The sequence below is a fragment of the Pseudomonas putida genome, from assembly GCF_004357765.1.
Classification (GTDB): domain Bacteria; phylum Pseudomonadota; class Gammaproteobacteria; order Pseudomonadales; family Pseudomonadaceae; genus Aquipseudomonas; species Aquipseudomonas putida_U.
Window position 1 is genome coordinate 280,928 of the sequence record NZ_SMTE01000006.1, and the last position, 14,054, is coordinate 294,981.

Here is a 14,054-nt window from a genome sequence, read left to right on the forward strand (position 1 = left end):
CCCCAGCCACCCTCCTTAACCCCAGCACAACTCCCCAGCCGGCGCCGGCCGCCCGAACCAGTACCCCTGTCCCAACTGACAATGCTGCTCCAGCAGGAACCTCGCCTGCTCGGCCTGCTCGACCCCTTCGGCATGCACCTGCAAACCCATGCTTCGGGCCAGGGCGATGATGACCTGCACGATCGCGATATCATCGTCGTCCAGCGGCAAGCCGGCAACGAAGCCCTGATCGATCTTCAACTTCTGCACCGGCAGGCGCTTGAGCCTGAGCAGCGATGAGTAACCCGTGCCGAAATCGTCGATCGCCAGGTTCAGGCCCAGTTCTCGCAGGCGGTGGAGCTGTTCCAGCGCGACCTCCGGGTCTTCCATCACCGCGCTTTCGGTCACCTCCAGCTCCAGCAGCGCAGGATCCAGGCCAGTGTCGTGCAACACGTCGGCGACCTGCCGATACAACTCAGGCTGACCGAAAAGACGGCTGGAAATGTTCACCGCGACGAATTCGAGCTTGTGCCCTTCCCGCTGCCACTGAATCATCTGCGCGCACGACTGGCGCAGTACCCAGGCATCGATATCGGCGATCAATCCGGTGCGCTCGGCAATCGGGATGAACTCGCTTGGCGGCACCAGCCCGCGTTGAGGATGCTGCCAGCGCACCAGCGCCTCGACGCCGACCATCCGCGCCTGCATCAGATCGTGCACCGGCTGGAAGAACACCCGCAGCTCGCCCTGGGCCAGGGCACGGCGCAACTCGCCCGCGGTCTCCACCCGCTGCTGGGCATGGGCGGTCAGTTCCTCGGTATACAGTGCGTAGCAGGTTCGTCCGTTGCCCTTGGCCTTGAACAGCGCGGCATCGGCATTGCGCAGCAACTGTTCGGCGCTCAAGGCATCGGCCGGGAACAGGCTGATGCCGACGCTGGCGCTGATGAACAATCGGTGGCCGTCGAATTCGAACGGCTCGCGCATGCGCTCGATGATGGCCTGGGCCAGCTTGCCCGCCTCGCCTGCCTGCTGGCAGTTTTCCGCCAGCACGCCAAACTCGTCGCCGCCCAGGCGCGCCAAGGTCACGCCAGTGCCGAGCAGCTCGCGCAAACGCTCGCCCACCAGCCGCAGCAACTGGTCGCCGATGGTATGGCCAAGGCCATCGTTGATGCTCTGGAAATGGTCCAGGTCGAGCAGCAGCAAGGCGCAACCGCGCTTGTTGGACTGGGCCGCCGCCAGCGCCTGCTCGGCACGGTCGCTGAACAGCAGGCGGTTGGGCAGGCCGGTCAACGGGTCATGGTGAGCCAGGTAGGCCAGTTCGCGTTCGGAATGCTTGATCGCGCTGATGTCGCTGAACACCGCTACGTAGTGGCTGAGGTCACCGATGTCGTCATGAATCGCGCAGATGGTCTGCCACTGTGGATAGATCTCGCCGCTCTTGCGGCGGTTCCAGATCTCCCCGCTCCATTCGCCTTTCTGGGCCAAGGCGGCGTAGATGGTCTGGTAGAAATCGACACCATGGCGCCCCGACTTGAACTTGCTCGGACGTTCGCCGAGCACTTCATCCTGCTGGTAGCCGGTAATGCGCATGAACGCCCGGTTGACGTGCACGATCAGGCCGTGGCGATCGGTCACCAGCACCCCCTCCAGGGTGCTGTCGAACACCGCCGCAGCCATGCGCAGACGCTCGCGATCCTCGCTGCGCAGGCGCGCGCCGATGCCGATGAAGTTGAGCAACCGGGCCCGGGACACGAAAATCAGCAAGGCACTGACCAGCACCCAGACCACCACGTTGATCTGCCGCCCCACGGTCAACGCCAACGGGTCTTCGGCCATGCTGCGCAATACCGCCTCTGCCAGCACCAGCCAGAGAATCGAGAGCACCACATAGAGCGCGGCCATGCGCAAGGCGTCGCGAACGGAAACAGACATGTCGGAAAGCAAAACCCCTGGAAATGGTCGGGGCATTATAAAGGCTGAAACATGCCGTGACTTCCTATCTGAACGGCTGACTGGTTTTATTTGCTCACCCAGGGATAATCGGACCTTTCCCTGTTTTCCCGAGGGTTTATACGCCTATGTGGTACAACGGCCTGCTCGACTTGTCGGCCTGGCAACTGGTCGCGGTCACGTTGCTGATGACCCACCTGACCATCGTCAGCGTCACCATCTACCTGCACCGCTACTCGGCGCACCGCGCCCTTGAACTCAATGGCGCGCTCAAGCATGTCTTCCGCTTCTGGCTGTGGCTGACCACGGCGCAGAACACCCGCGAGTGGACTGCGGTCCACCGCAAGCATCACGCCAAATGCGAAACCCCGGACGACCCACACAGCCCCCTGCACAAGGGCCTGGGCACGGTGCTGCGCAAAGGCGCCGAGCTCTACCGCGAAGAAGCGCGCAACCCCGAAACCCTGCGCATCTACGGCAAGAACTGCCCTGACGACTGGATCGAGCGCAACGTTTATTCACGTTACAAGCTCGGCGGCATAGCCTTGATGGCAGTCATCGACCTGATGCTGTTCGGCACCATCGGCATCACCATCTGGGCGATCCAGATGATGTGGATTCCGTTCTGGGCCGCAGGTGTGGTCAACGGCCTGGGTCACGCCATCGGCTATCGCAATTTCGAATGCCGTGATGCGGCCACCAATCTGGTGCCCTGGGGCATCGTCATCGGCGGCGAAGAACTGCACAACAACCACCATACCTACCCGAACTCGGCCAAGCTGTCGGTCAAGCGCTGGGAGTTCGACATGGGCTGGGCCTGGATCCGCCTGCTCAGTCTGCTGGGTCTGGCCAAGGTGCAACGGGTGGCGCCGATCGCCCACCGCGTCGAAGGCAAGGCCAACCTGGACATGGACACCGCCATGGCGATCCTCAACAACCGCTTCCAGATCATGGCCCAGTACCGCAAGCTGGTGATCGCCCCATTGGTGACCCAGGAGCTGGGCCGCGCCGATACCTCGGTGCGCCACAGCCTGCGCCGTGCCAAGCGCCTGCTGTCCCGTGAAACCAGCCTGTTGCAGGATCGTCACCACCTGCGTATCGAAAACATGCTCGCCCATAGCCAAGCGCTGAAAACCATCTACGAGAAGCGTCTGGCACTGCAACAGATCTGGGCCCGCACCAGCGCCAACGGCCACGACATGTTGGCAGCGATGAAGGACTGGGTGCACGAGGCCGAAGCCAGTGGCATCCAGGCGCTGCGTGACTTCGCCGCCCAGCTCAAGACCTACTCGCTGCGCCCCACCGGGGCCTGATCGCCGCTGATCGGCACGCCCGTTGGCAGGGCGTGCCGAGCGGAACTTCGCACCTGTTTGTCCACTCGAAATCAGCATATTGCCCGCGTGGCGGGCCGCATGTTGGCCGCACGCTCTCCCGTCGAGACTCGCTCCGTGCACATGGCCAACGATACCCCCCCCACCCTTTCCGGCAACGCCCCGCCTGAAGGCGCGCAGACACTACTCGCCTTGCTTCATGCCCAAGGCGAAGTCGCTCGCCTGAGCGAGCGCGAGCAGCTCTATAGCGCGCTGCTCGATAGCGTCAATGCGGTGCTTTGGGCGTTCGACTGGGAGACCCGCCAGGTGCTGTATGTCAGCCCTGCCTACGAGCGCATCTTTGGCAAGCCGGTCAGCCTGGTCCTGGCCGACTACAACGAGTGGCGCGACAGCATCTACCCCGACGACCTCGAGTTCGCCGAGCGCAGCCTTGCCCAGGTGCTGCTCGAAGGCGCCGTGGAGGATCGCGAGTACCGCATTCTCAATGCCAACGGCGAGGTTCGCTGGCTCAGCGACAAGTGCTACATCAATCAGCAGCGAGGCGAGCGCGTCATCATCGTCGGGATCGCCGAGGACATTACCGAAAAGAAGCAGCTCGAAGGCGAGCTCCAGCGCCTGGCCACCACCGACGTACTGACCCAGAGCAGCAACCGTCGACACTTCTTCGAATGCGCCCGCCAGGCCTTCGAGGAGGCCCGCGACAACGGCAGCCCACTGGCCTTCCTGCTGTTGGACATCGACGACTTCAAGCGCATCAACGATAGCTACGGTCATCAGGAAGGCGACCAGGTGCTGCAGCGTATCGCTGACAGTGGCAAGGCCGCCTTGCGTCGCGGAGACCTGTTCGGGCGCATTGGCGGCGAGGAGTTCGCCGCCGTGTTTCCGGGTTGCACGGCACAGCTCGCCGAGCAGATTGCCGAGCGGTTGCAACGCGAGATCCAACGCCAGAGCTTCAGCCATGGCGACCAGACCTACGGGGTGACGGTGAGTCAGGGACTGACCGGCCTGACCGAGCAGGACGAAACCCTCGATACCCTGTTCGCGAGGGCCGACGCGGCGATGTACCGGGCCAAGCGCCAGGGCAAGAACCAGATCGTCAGGGGATAGCGAGTCCGCGCTCCCACAGCATCAGCTTCGTTATCATTCCACCTTGCGCAGGCGGCTCAACGCCGGCAGGCCAAGCTTGAGCAGGCGTGCGGTCTTGCCTTCGGCAAGCTTTTCAAGGCCCTGGTCCGCCGGCAAACGTGCCAATTGCCCAGCCAGGTTCATGACCAGGATCTCCCGCGAATACACACCACCGCCCAATTGGTAGATCGCCGCGATCAGTTCGCGCAAGCTCAACGGCAGGCGCCAGCGGGTTCGCAGCGCCGAGCCGAAGGCCGCGCCGAAGTCGTCCAGCGAGCGGCGTACCTGCCCCTCATCCAGCTCTCCCCCCGCCAGCCGCCACTCCTGCAGGCAGCGCAGCACCGCCAGGTCACCCAGGCAATGCAGCAGCCCGGCGCAGTAACACCACTCGGCATCGACCTCGAGCAGTCGCGCCAGGCTGCGGGCATATTCGGCGGTGTGCAGTGACTGGTGCCAGTAACGGGCGGCAGGCTCGGCCAGCAATGGATCGCTCAGCCGTGCGCTGCGCTTGAGCGTAAGGCCGAGGATCAGGTTCATGCTCTGGGTACTGCCCAGCTTGTTCAATGCCTGCAGCAAGGTCTGCACCGGCGCCTCACGGTGCAGCCCGGCGCTGTTGGCCGCGGCGATCAATACGCCGGTGATCTGCGGGTCGTTGCGCACTTCCTGTTCGAGCAGGTTGAGGTTCAGACCCTGAGGGTTCAGAGCGCGCTTGATCGCGACCTGGACATCGGCGAACAGAGGTCCGCCATCGGCACTGGCACGGCGCTGTTCGAGGTAGTTCGGCAGCGAAGCGCCTGGCTGCAGGGGCGGTGTCGGGCAGGCCACCTGCTCACCCTCGGCCACCAGCAGCACCTCCAACCGACGGCGCAGCTTGTCGAGGTCCAACGGCTTGCCAAGATACTCGGTGGGGTGCAACGGCAGGGTTTCCCTGACACTGGCAGCGTCGATGCGGTTGCTCAGCAGGATGAACGGCAGCCCCGGCTTTTCGCGCCTGGAGCGGACCCGGCGCAACAGGTCCAGGCCATCGCCACCAGGCAGTTCGCGAGCGGCAATGATCAGGTCGGGCTCGCTCGCCAACGCATTCAAGGCCTCGACACCATCGCCGCACACCTGCAAGCGTGCATCGCAGCGCACGCTGAGCAGGGTTTCGCGCAGCATGTCGCGTACCCACGGATCACCTTCGGCAATCAGTACGCAAGGGGGGATGGGGTCTGCAGCGCTCATGGCCAACTCCTGAGTAATCCTGACATGCGCATCCATCGCAGCTTCCAGGGCGAATCCTTCCACAACCATAGCGTCAAGCCGCTTTCGTGGGCACAAAAAAAACCCGCCGAAGCGGGTTTTTTCTGAAGCAGGTCACATCAGGCGAGTTCAGCGAAGCACTCTTCGATGATGGCCAGGCCTTTGTCCAGCAGGGCGTCTTCGGCAGTCAGCGGCACCAGGATGCGCAGAACGTTGCCGTAGGTGCCGCAGGACAGCAGGATCAGACCCTTGTCACGCGCCTTGGCCACGACCTGGGCAACGGCAGCGGCGTTCGGGGTGTGGGTGCCTTTCTCGAAGACTTCCACGGCGATCATCGAACCCAGCCCACGGACGTCACCGATGATCGGGAACTTCTTCTGGATTTCACGCAGGCCAGTGGTCAGGCGCTCGCCGACAGCCTTGCTGCGATCCAGCAGTTTCTCTTCCTCGAACACGTCGATCACAGCCAGAGCCGCGGCACATGCGATTGGCGAACCGGCGTAGGTGCCGCCCAGGCCGCCTGGCGCGATGGCGTCCATGTACTCGGCCTTGCCGCACACACCGGCCAGCGGGAAGCCGCCAGCGATGGACTTGGCGAAGGTGGTCAGGTCAGGCGCGACGCCCATCTGTTCCATGGCGAAGAAGGTACCGGTACGGCCAGCGCCGGTCTGCACTTCGTCGGCGATCAGCAGGATGCCGTGCTGGTCGCACAGGGCACGCAGACGCTGCATCAGCTCTTTCGGCGCAGGCAGGAAGCCGCCTTCACCTTGTACCGGCTCGAGGATGATGGCGGCGATGTCACGCGGCTCGGCATCGTTTTTGAAGATGCGCTCGACCGAGGCAATCGCGTCATCGACGCTGACACCGTGCAGCTCGCTCGGGAACAGAGCGCGGAAGATGCCACCTGGCATCAGGCCCATGCCAGCGGAGTACGGTACGACTTTGCCGGTCAGGCCCAGGGTCATCATGGTACGGCCATGGTAGCCACCGGTGAAGGCGATCACGCCAGCGCGGCCAGTGGCGGCACGGGCGATCTTGACGGCGTTTTCAACGGCTTCGGAGCCGGTGGAAACCAGCAGGGTCTTCTTGGCGAAGTCGCCTGGGACCAGCTTGTTGATCTTTTCGCACAGCTCGACGTAAGGCTCGTAGGCCAACACCTGGAAGCAGGTGTGGCTGACCTTGGTCAGCTGCTCTTGGACGGCCGCGACCACCTTCGGGTGCAGGTGGCCGGTGTTCAGTACAGCGATGCCGCCGGCGAAGTCGATCAGTTCGCGGCCTTCAACGTCGATCACCGTCGAGTTCTTCGCGCTTTCGACGAAGATCGGGTGAATCTGGCCAACGCCACGTGGGACGGCGGCTACACGACGTTGCATCAAGGATTCGTTGGTCTTGCTCATAATGCCCTCATCCGCGCCGCTTCGAACGGCGCTTTTATTCGGGGGTGGCTGGGTGGGCCGTTGAACAGTATTCGTTGATCGACTGTCTCGGGCGCCCGGCCACCAGGTACTGCGATGTAAAAAAGGCCAGCGAGACGTCGCTCTCGCGCCCCGCTGGCAGAGGTAAAGCCTTTACCCGGCGATCAGACGCTGATGCACAGGTATTTGATTTCGAGGTAGTCCTCGATACCGTACTTGGAGCCTTCGCGGCCCAGGCCCGAAGCCTTGATGCCGCCGAATGGCGCGACTTCGTTGGAGATCAGGCCGGTGTTGATACCCACCATGCCGTATTCCAGGGCCTCGGCGACACGGAACACGCGGCTCATGTCACGGGCGTAGAAGTACGAGGCCAGGCCGAACTCGGTGTCGTTGGACATGGCGATGACTTCGGCTTCGTCTTTGAAGCGGAACAGCGGTGCCAACGGGCCGAAGGTTTCTTCCTTGGCGACGGCAGCGGTCTTCGGCACGTCGACCAGGATGGTCGGCTCGAAGAAGTTGCCTTCGATGATCTTGCCACCGGCCAGCACCTTGGCGCCTTTGCCAACGGCGTCGTCGATGTGTTCCTGAACCTTGGCGACAGCCTTGCCGTCGATCAGCGGGCCCGTGGTGGTGCCTTCTTCCAGGCCGTTACCGATCTTCAGCTTGGCCACGGCAGCGGCCAGCTTCTCGGCGAACGCGTCGTAGACGCCGTCCTGCACGTAGATACGGTTGGCGCAGACGCAGGTCTGGCCGTTGTTGCGGTACTTGGAGATGATCGCGCCCTCGACCGCCTTGTCCAGGTCGGCGTCGTCGAACACGATGAACGGGGCGTTGCCACCCAGCTCCAGGGAAACTTTCTTGATGTCCTTGGCGCATTCTTCCATCAGCTGGCGACCGATTTCGGTCGAGCCGGTGAAGGACAGCTTGCGCACCAGGGAGTTGCCGGTCAGCTCGCCGCCGACTTCGCCAGCGCTGCCGGTGACGACGCTCAGCACGCCAGCCGGGATACCGGCGCGGTTGGCCAGCTCGACCAGGGCCAGTGCCGAGTACGGGGTCTGTGAAGCAGGCTTGAGGACCATGGTGCAGCCAGCGGCCAGGGCCGGGCCGGCTTTACGGGTGATCATCGCGGCCGGGAAGTTCCACGGGGTGATGGCCGCGGTAACGCCGATCGGCTGCTTGATGACGATCAGGCGCTTGTCAGGCTGGTGGCCTGGGATGGTGTCACCGTAGACACGCTTGGCTTCTTCGGCGAACCACTCGATGAACGAGGCGGCATAGGCGATTTCGCCCTTGGCTTCGGCCAGTGGCTTACCCTGCTCGGTGGTCATCAGGCGAGCCAGGTCGTCCTGGTTCTCGATCATCAGTTCGAACCAGCGACGCAGCTTGGTCGAACGCTCTTTGGCAGTCAGCGCACGCCAGGCCGGCAGGGCCTTGTCGGCGGCTTCGATGGCGCGGCGGGTTTCCGCGGTGCCCATCTTCGGCACGGTACCGATGACTTCACCAGTGGCCGGGTTGGTCACATTGATGGTCTGGCCGCTGTCCGCATCCAGCCACTCACCGTTAATGAAGGCTTGCTGGCGGAACAACTGAGCGTCTTTGAGCTGCATGTCGGCTTCCCGAATTGTTGATTGTAGAAAAAGCGTTTGAAATCTCAAACGAATGCTAAGCGGCTGCTGGGGTGTTGGACAATAGGCTGTTCGAAAAAAAGAACGAATGGTTGAACACCCTATCCGAAATCGCGCCCTTTCCTGCGCCGGGCAGGTGTGGCCCATTCGCTACCCCCGCGTTCTCGAACAGCGTGGACCGCGAAAGGACCGGTACAGGTTAGACGATCGAACTCCAGGAAATGCGATCGAAGGACCAACGGGCCTCTGCAAATGCTGAAAACGGCTACAGATCAATACGATGGACGCAACCGAATCAGATCGGTATCATGCCTGCGCGCCGCACTCGTAGCTCAGCTGGATAGAGTACTGCCCTCCGAAGGCAGGGGTCGTGGGTTCGAATCCCGCCGAGTGCGCCATCTTCAATCACAAAGCCCGCCATGAGCGGGCTTTGTCGTTTCTGCGCACTCACCTAATGACGTTTTTCAATCGCCTCGATGCCGTTTCCTGCATTGCCGTGCAAGGCGCCGTGCCGGATGCTTTATTTACTCCGACAGGTCGTACTTTTCACCCCGCAGAGGCCCTTATGAAGAACGTCGAACAATTGCTCAAGACCAAGTCCCAACATCAGACCGTGTACACCATCGGCCCTGAGGACTCGGTGCTGGAGGCGCTCAAGCTGCTGGCTGAAAAGAACATCGGTGCCCTGCCCGTGGTGGAAGACGGACAAGTGGTGGGCATCGTCAGTGAGCGCGACTACGCACGCAAGCTGGTGCTCAAGGGACGTTCATCGGCCGCCACCCCTGTGCGGGAAATCATGAGCGCACCGGTGATCACGGTTGAACCCCGCAAGAAGCTGGACGACTGCATGCAGTTGATGACCGACCGCCACCTGCGCCACCTGCCGGTGGTCGACGGCGGCAAACTGCTCGGTTTGCTGTCGATCGGCGACCTGGTCAAGGAAACCATCGCCGAACAGGCCGGGTTGATTCAGCAGCTGGAGCAGTACATCCGCGGCGAATGACCGAGCCTCAGTGGTAGGCACGCTCCAGTTCGTCGAGCTGATGATCGAAACTGCGCAGGCGTGCCGACCAGGTGTACACCAGTACCTCCAGATCACGGTTGAGCACGGCGGTGTTGCCCCGGTCGGTGCTCGAAGGCTCGCAAAGATCCAACTGGTAGCGTTCGCGCGCCATGGCCGTGGCCACGCTGGAGAGATCACGGGCATTGGCCAGCCACCGGTGGTGATGGTCGTGGACCTCACGGTCCAGCGCCCGACATTGACGTCTGAGGGCGTCCAGGCTTTGCTCCAGCGGTGTCCCCTTGAGCTCGCCCATGACTTCTTCGAACGTCCGTCCGGAGTGCCAATAGCTGCCCCAGAAGTAACGGTCGAACACTGTCTCGACCCGACGCAGGGCCACCTTGGTGTTCCAGATGGTCAGCAGCGTTCGACCCTGGCTCACTTCACGCTTGTTCAGGTGCCATTGCTGCCAGGCGATCCAGGTCAACGCCACCAACGTAACGGCAGCGGTCACGGCGGCTGCGGCGTAGAGAAACTGCACCGCCTGGCTCATCTGGTGCGTATGGCGGATGCCGTAGAAGTAACCGGCCGTCAGTGCGCCCAGGATCGTCACGGAGCACCAGAAACCTGGCGCGTAGGGATCTTTCATCGCCATATCCCCTTATTGTTTTCCTGAGCATAGCAACGGCCAAATCACTCACAGCTGCCGCTCGGCTTATTTTTTTTGCGGGTGCAGCGCCTCGTTGAGTTGGTCGATCATCGGTACCCAGTCGGCATCCTCGACGTAGCTCTCCTTGAGGAAAGCCCGCTGCGATTCGTTCCAAAAGGGTGCGTCGACCAGCTTGGTGCCGTCATCGAGCGGCGAGTGGGTGGTAATGAAGCGCTCGATGTCCGTCGGGTCGTCCGACAGCCCGAGTTGCTTGAAGATTTCGGAAAATTGATGGGTCGGTGCGTCCATGGTGCCTCCTAGGCGCCTGGGCGGTTGTCCACGACACCGCCCGGCATGGGTTGAAGAGCATCAGCACAATTCGCGCACTTCGGCGCGTGGTACCAATTTCAGGTATTGCTCCATGCTCATGTGGATGAGGTGATCGTGATCACCTGCCTCCAGGTAGACATCGCCCTGACGGGTAAGACTCGAATCGAGCAGCATGTTTATCTGATAGGCCTCACCCAAGGCCGGCACGGCACCGCGCTCGCAGTCGCCGAACAGGCTCGGCAGGCCACTTTCACGGGTTAGCTGCCAAGCCCCGGTCATCCGTACCTTGCTCATGTCCAGGTGGCGGTTGGCCGGCAGCACCGCCATGAGGTAATTGCCATGACGGTCGTCGAGCATCACCGACTTGGCGACCCGCTCGGCGGGCACGCCTGCGGTACGGGCCGACTCGAGGCTGGTGGCCGAATGAGGATGGGGAATGATGTCGTAGTCGCAGTTGGCCTGGTCCAGGCGTTGCTGCAGGGTCTTGGCCATACGCATGTTGCACCTCCGGATATCCCCCACTGTTCAATTTTAGGCCGTGCCCGGGCAGGCATGGCTAAACTTTGCTTAGAGACCTCGACGAGGTGACGACAGGTGTACACGCGATGTTGCCGCTGGTTGCTCCTGGCGCTGCTGGCGCTGACCCCGGCAGGTCATGCCGCGCCAGGCAGCGTCTGGGTGCTGGACATCGGCGATGCCATCGGCCCGGCCAGCGCCGATTACCTGGTACGTAGCCTGGAGCAGGCAGGGGATCAGGGAGCGCAGTTGGTGGTGATCCGCCTGGACACGCCCGGCGGGCTGGATACCGCCATGCGCCAGATGATCAAGGCGATCCTCGCCAGCCCGGTTCCGGTGGTCAGCTTCGTCGCGCCCAGCGGTGCCCGCGCCGCCAGCGCCGGCACCTACATTCTGTATGCAAGCCACGTCGCCGCCATGGCGCCGGGGACCAACCTGGGTGCCGCCACGCCCGTGCAGATCGGCGGCCCAGCCGGCTCTTCCCCAGACAAGGCACCAGATGACAAAGCCAATACCGCAGACGACGCCACCCTGGCGCGCAAGCAGGTCAACGATGCCGCCGCCTACATCCGAGGCCTGGCCCAGTTGCGCGGGCGCAACGCCGACTGGGCCGAGCAGGCAGTACGTGAGGCCGTCAGCCTGACAGCCAGCGAAGCCATGCGCCTGAAGGTGATCGACCAGGTCGCCGACGACCTGCCCGCCCTGCTCCGCCAGCTCGACGGCAAGACCATCACTGTTGCCGGCCAACCTCGCCTGCTGCAGACCCGAGATGCCAGCCTGATCGAACACCCGCCCGACTGGCGCACGCGTCTGCTGGCTGTCATCACCAACCCCAGCGTGGCGCTGATTCTGATCATGATCGGGGTGTACGGTCTGCTGTTCGAATTCATCAACCCAGGTTCGGCGCTCGGAGGGGTGGTCGGCGGTATCTGCCTGTTGCTGGGGTTGTATGCCCTGCAGCTGTTGCCGGTGAATTTCGCCGGCCTGGCGCTGGTCCTGCTCGGTATCGCCTTCATGATCGCCGAAGCGTTCCTGCCCAGCTTCGGCGCAGTCGGCTTCGGTGGCATCGTCGCCTTCGTGGTGGGCGCGCTGATCCTGATCGACACCGACGCCCCCGGATTCGGCATCCCGCTGGGGCTGATCGGCGCCCTGGCGGTGCTTTCGGCCGTGCTGATCGGCAGCGTACTGGGCATGGCCATCAAGGCCCGCCAGCGCACACCGGTCAGCGGCGATGCCGGCCTGGTCGGCAGCCTGGTGACCGTCACCCGGGTGACAGCGGACGACCCCTGCACCGGTACCGTACAGGCCCAGGGGGAATACTGGCAGGTCCAGTGCGCGACGCCGCTGCAGATCGGCCAGCACGTGCGGATCACGGCCCGGCAGGGCCTCATGCTGCAAGTCAGCGCCGCTGTTCCCGCGGCGCAAGGAGAATGACGATGTTCATGCAAGTGGGCTTCGGGGCCGTGCTGGTCGTACTGGCCATGTTGCTGCTATCGGCCTTTCGCATCCTGCGAGAGTACGAGCGCGGCGTGGTGTTCCAGCTGGGGCGCTTCTGGCAGGTCAAGGGTCCGGGGTTGATTCTGCTGATCCCGGTGATCCAGCAGATGGTCCGGGTCGACCTGCGCACCGTGGTGCTCGATGTACCACCGCAGGACGTGATCACCCGCGACAACGTTTCGGTGAAGGTCAATGCGGTGCTGTACTTTCGCGTGCTCGATCCACAGAAGGCGATCATCCAGGTCGAAGACTTTCTCGTCGCCACCAGCCAGTTGGCGCAGACCACCCTGCGTGCGGTGCTGGGCAAGCACGAACTGGACGAACTGCTGGCCGACCGCGAACAACTCAATGCGGACATCCGCCAGGTACTGGATGCACAGACCGATGCCTGGGGCATCAAGGTGGCCAATGTCGAGATCAAGCACGTCGACCTCAATGAATCGATGATCCGCGCCATCGCCCGCCAAGCCGAGGCCGAACGTGAACGGCGAGCCAAGGTGATCCATGCCGAAGGGGAACTGCAGGCGTCGGAAAAGCTCATGCAGGCCGCGCAGATGCTCGGCAAGGAGCCAGGCGCCATGCAGCTGCGTTACATGCAGACGCTGGGGGCGATTGCCGGGGACAAGAGCTCGACCATCGTCTTCCCGTTGCCGCTGGATCTATTCAAAGGGTTGGCGGACAAGCCGAATTGAGGCGGGGGCGTCCTGCGCCCCCTGGCTCGGTCAGACTGGTGCGCGGCGCAAGGTCGCGAGGAAGGTTGCAGCACCGAGGAACAAGCCGGCGAAGGTGCGGTTCAGACGCTTTTGCTGCTTGGGCGTGCGCAATACCCGCAAGACCCGGGCTGCGAGCCCGGTGTAGCCTGCCATCACCAACAGGTCGACGGTCACCATGGTCACCGCGATCGCCACATACTGCGCCAGCAGCGGCTCGTGCGGGTTGATGAACTGCGGCAGCACGGCGAGCATGAACACCAGCGCCTTGGGGTTACTGACGTTGACCAGGAATCCGCGGAACACCAGGCTCAGCGGCTTGCCGATCGGGCGGATGCCGGACTCATCGGTCATGTCCATCGGCAAGGCACGCCACTGTTTGTAGGCCAGGTACACGAGATAGGCGACACCGAACCACTTGATCAGCTGGAAGGCGGTGGCCGACGCGGCGAGCACGGCGCCGACACCGGCAGCGATGATGGCGATCTGCAGGATCAGGCCCAGTTGCAGGCCCAGGGCATTCCAATAACCCCGCCAGAAGCCATACTGCAGCCCGCTGGACATCGAGGCGATGGCCCCGGCACCCGGCGACAGGCTGATGACCCAGCACGCGGCAAAGAAGCCTAACCACACGTCCATCGACATCACACACCTCACTTCACTCAAACAAATGTTGCAAAACGTT

Annotated in this window: 13 protein-coding genes and 1 tRNA gene; 6 read left to right on the forward strand and 8 right to left on the reverse strand. The window is 63.1% G+C overall.

Annotation, left to right across the window (positions count from 1 at the left end):
• Window positions 1-15: 15 nt before the first annotated feature.
• Window positions 16-1,911, reverse strand: a complete 1,896-nt coding sequence (gene dibA / locus E2H86_RS11295) for a phosphodiesterase DibA (protein WP_133327719.1) — start codon at window positions 1,909-1,911, stop codon at window positions 16-18.
• Window positions 1,912-2,057: 146 nt separating this feature from the next.
• Here dibA and desA point away from each other — a divergent pair, with 146 nt between their 5' ends.
• The gene (desA, locus tag E2H86_RS11300; RefSeq protein WP_133327721.1) at window positions 2,058-3,242 is read left to right on the forward strand and encodes a delta-9 fatty acid desaturase DesA; all 1,185 of its coding nucleotides are present in this window, start codon (window positions 2,058-2,060) and stop codon (window positions 3,240-3,242) included.
• A gap of 99 nt (window positions 3,243-3,341) precedes the next feature.
• Window positions 3,342-4,367 (forward strand): sensor domain-containing diguanylate cyclase, encoded by a 1,026-nt coding sequence (locus tag E2H86_RS11305; RefSeq protein WP_133327723.1) that lies wholly within the window; start codon window positions 3,342-3,344, stop codon window positions 4,365-4,367.
• Between the two features lie 33 nt (window positions 4,368-4,400).
• Here the strand turns inward: E2H86_RS11305 and E2H86_RS11310 are convergent, their stop codons facing one another.
• The 3 genes from E2H86_RS11310 to gabD all read right to left on the reverse strand — a co-directional run bounded on the left by E2H86_RS11310 (window position 4,401) and on the right by gabD (window position 8,649).
• Complete coding sequence (locus tag E2H86_RS11310; RefSeq protein WP_133327725.1) at window positions 4,401-5,609, reverse strand: response regulator; 1,209 nt, start codon at window positions 5,607-5,609, stop codon at window positions 4,401-4,403.
• Window positions 5,610-5,746: 137 nt separating this feature from the next.
• A complete protein-coding gene (gene gabT / locus E2H86_RS11315) occupies window positions 5,747-7,024 on the reverse strand; it encodes a 4-aminobutyrate--2-oxoglutarate transaminase (protein WP_133327727.1) in 1,278 nt (425 codons plus the stop codon).
• Window positions 7,025-7,206: 182 nt separating this feature from the next.
• Window positions 7,207-8,649 carry an NADP-dependent succinate-semialdehyde dehydrogenase gene (gene gabD, locus E2H86_RS11320; protein WP_133327729.1) on the reverse strand — a complete coding sequence of 481 codons (1,443 nt, stop codon included), beginning with the start codon at window positions 8,647-8,649 and terminating at the stop codon, window positions 7,207-7,209.
• Between the two features lie 339 nt (window positions 8,650-8,988).
• On the opposite strand from gabD, the gene E2H86_RS11325 reads away from it, so the two are divergent.
• Window positions 8,989-9,065: transfer RNA gene (locus tag E2H86_RS11325), tRNA-Arg, on the forward strand.
• A 167-nt stretch (window positions 9,066-9,232) separates the two neighbouring features.
• Complete coding sequence (locus E2H86_RS11330) at window positions 9,233-9,670, forward strand: CBS domain-containing protein (RefSeq protein WP_133327731.1); 438 nt, start codon at window positions 9,233-9,235, stop codon at window positions 9,668-9,670.
• Between the two features lie 7 nt (window positions 9,671-9,677).
• Here the strand turns inward: E2H86_RS11330 and E2H86_RS11335 are convergent, their stop codons facing one another.
• The 3 genes from E2H86_RS11335 to E2H86_RS11345 form a co-directional block, all read right to left on the reverse strand.
• Window positions 9,678-10,316 carry an NADH:ubiquinone oxidoreductase subunit N gene (locus E2H86_RS11335; protein WP_133327733.1) on the reverse strand — a complete coding sequence of 213 codons (639 nt, stop codon included), beginning with the start codon at window positions 10,314-10,316 and terminating at the stop codon, window positions 9,678-9,680.
• 66 nt (window positions 10,317-10,382) lie between these two features.
• A complete protein-coding gene (locus tag E2H86_RS11340) occupies window positions 10,383-10,625 on the reverse strand; it encodes a DUF2789 domain-containing protein (protein ID WP_133327735.1) in 243 nt (80 codons plus the stop codon).
• Window positions 10,626-10,685: 60 nt separating this feature from the next.
• On the reverse strand, window positions 10,686-11,144 hold the full coding sequence (locus tag E2H86_RS11345) for an aminoacyl-tRNA deacylase (RefSeq protein WP_133327737.1): 459 nt from the start codon (window positions 11,142-11,144) through the stop codon (window positions 10,686-10,688).
• Window positions 11,145-11,240: 96 nt separating this feature from the next.
• Between E2H86_RS11345 and E2H86_RS11350 the strand changes: the two genes are divergently transcribed.
• Complete coding sequence (locus E2H86_RS11350; protein WP_133327739.1) at window positions 11,241-12,596, forward strand: NfeD family protein; 1,356 nt, start codon at window positions 11,241-11,243, stop codon at window positions 12,594-12,596.
• A 2-nt stretch (window positions 12,597-12,598) separates the two neighbouring features.
• On the forward strand, window positions 12,599-13,351 hold the full coding sequence (locus tag E2H86_RS11355) for a slipin family protein (protein WP_133327741.1): 753 nt from the start codon (window positions 12,599-12,601) through the stop codon (window positions 13,349-13,351).
• A gap of 30 nt (window positions 13,352-13,381) precedes the next feature.
• On the opposite strand, the gene E2H86_RS11360 is transcribed toward E2H86_RS11355, so the two are convergent.
• Window positions 13,382-14,014: a LysE family transporter gene (locus E2H86_RS11360; RefSeq protein WP_133327743.1), complete on the reverse strand. Its 633-nt coding sequence runs from the start codon at window positions 14,012-14,014 to the stop codon at window positions 13,382-13,384.
• Between the last annotated feature and the right edge of the window lie 40 nt (window positions 14,015-14,054).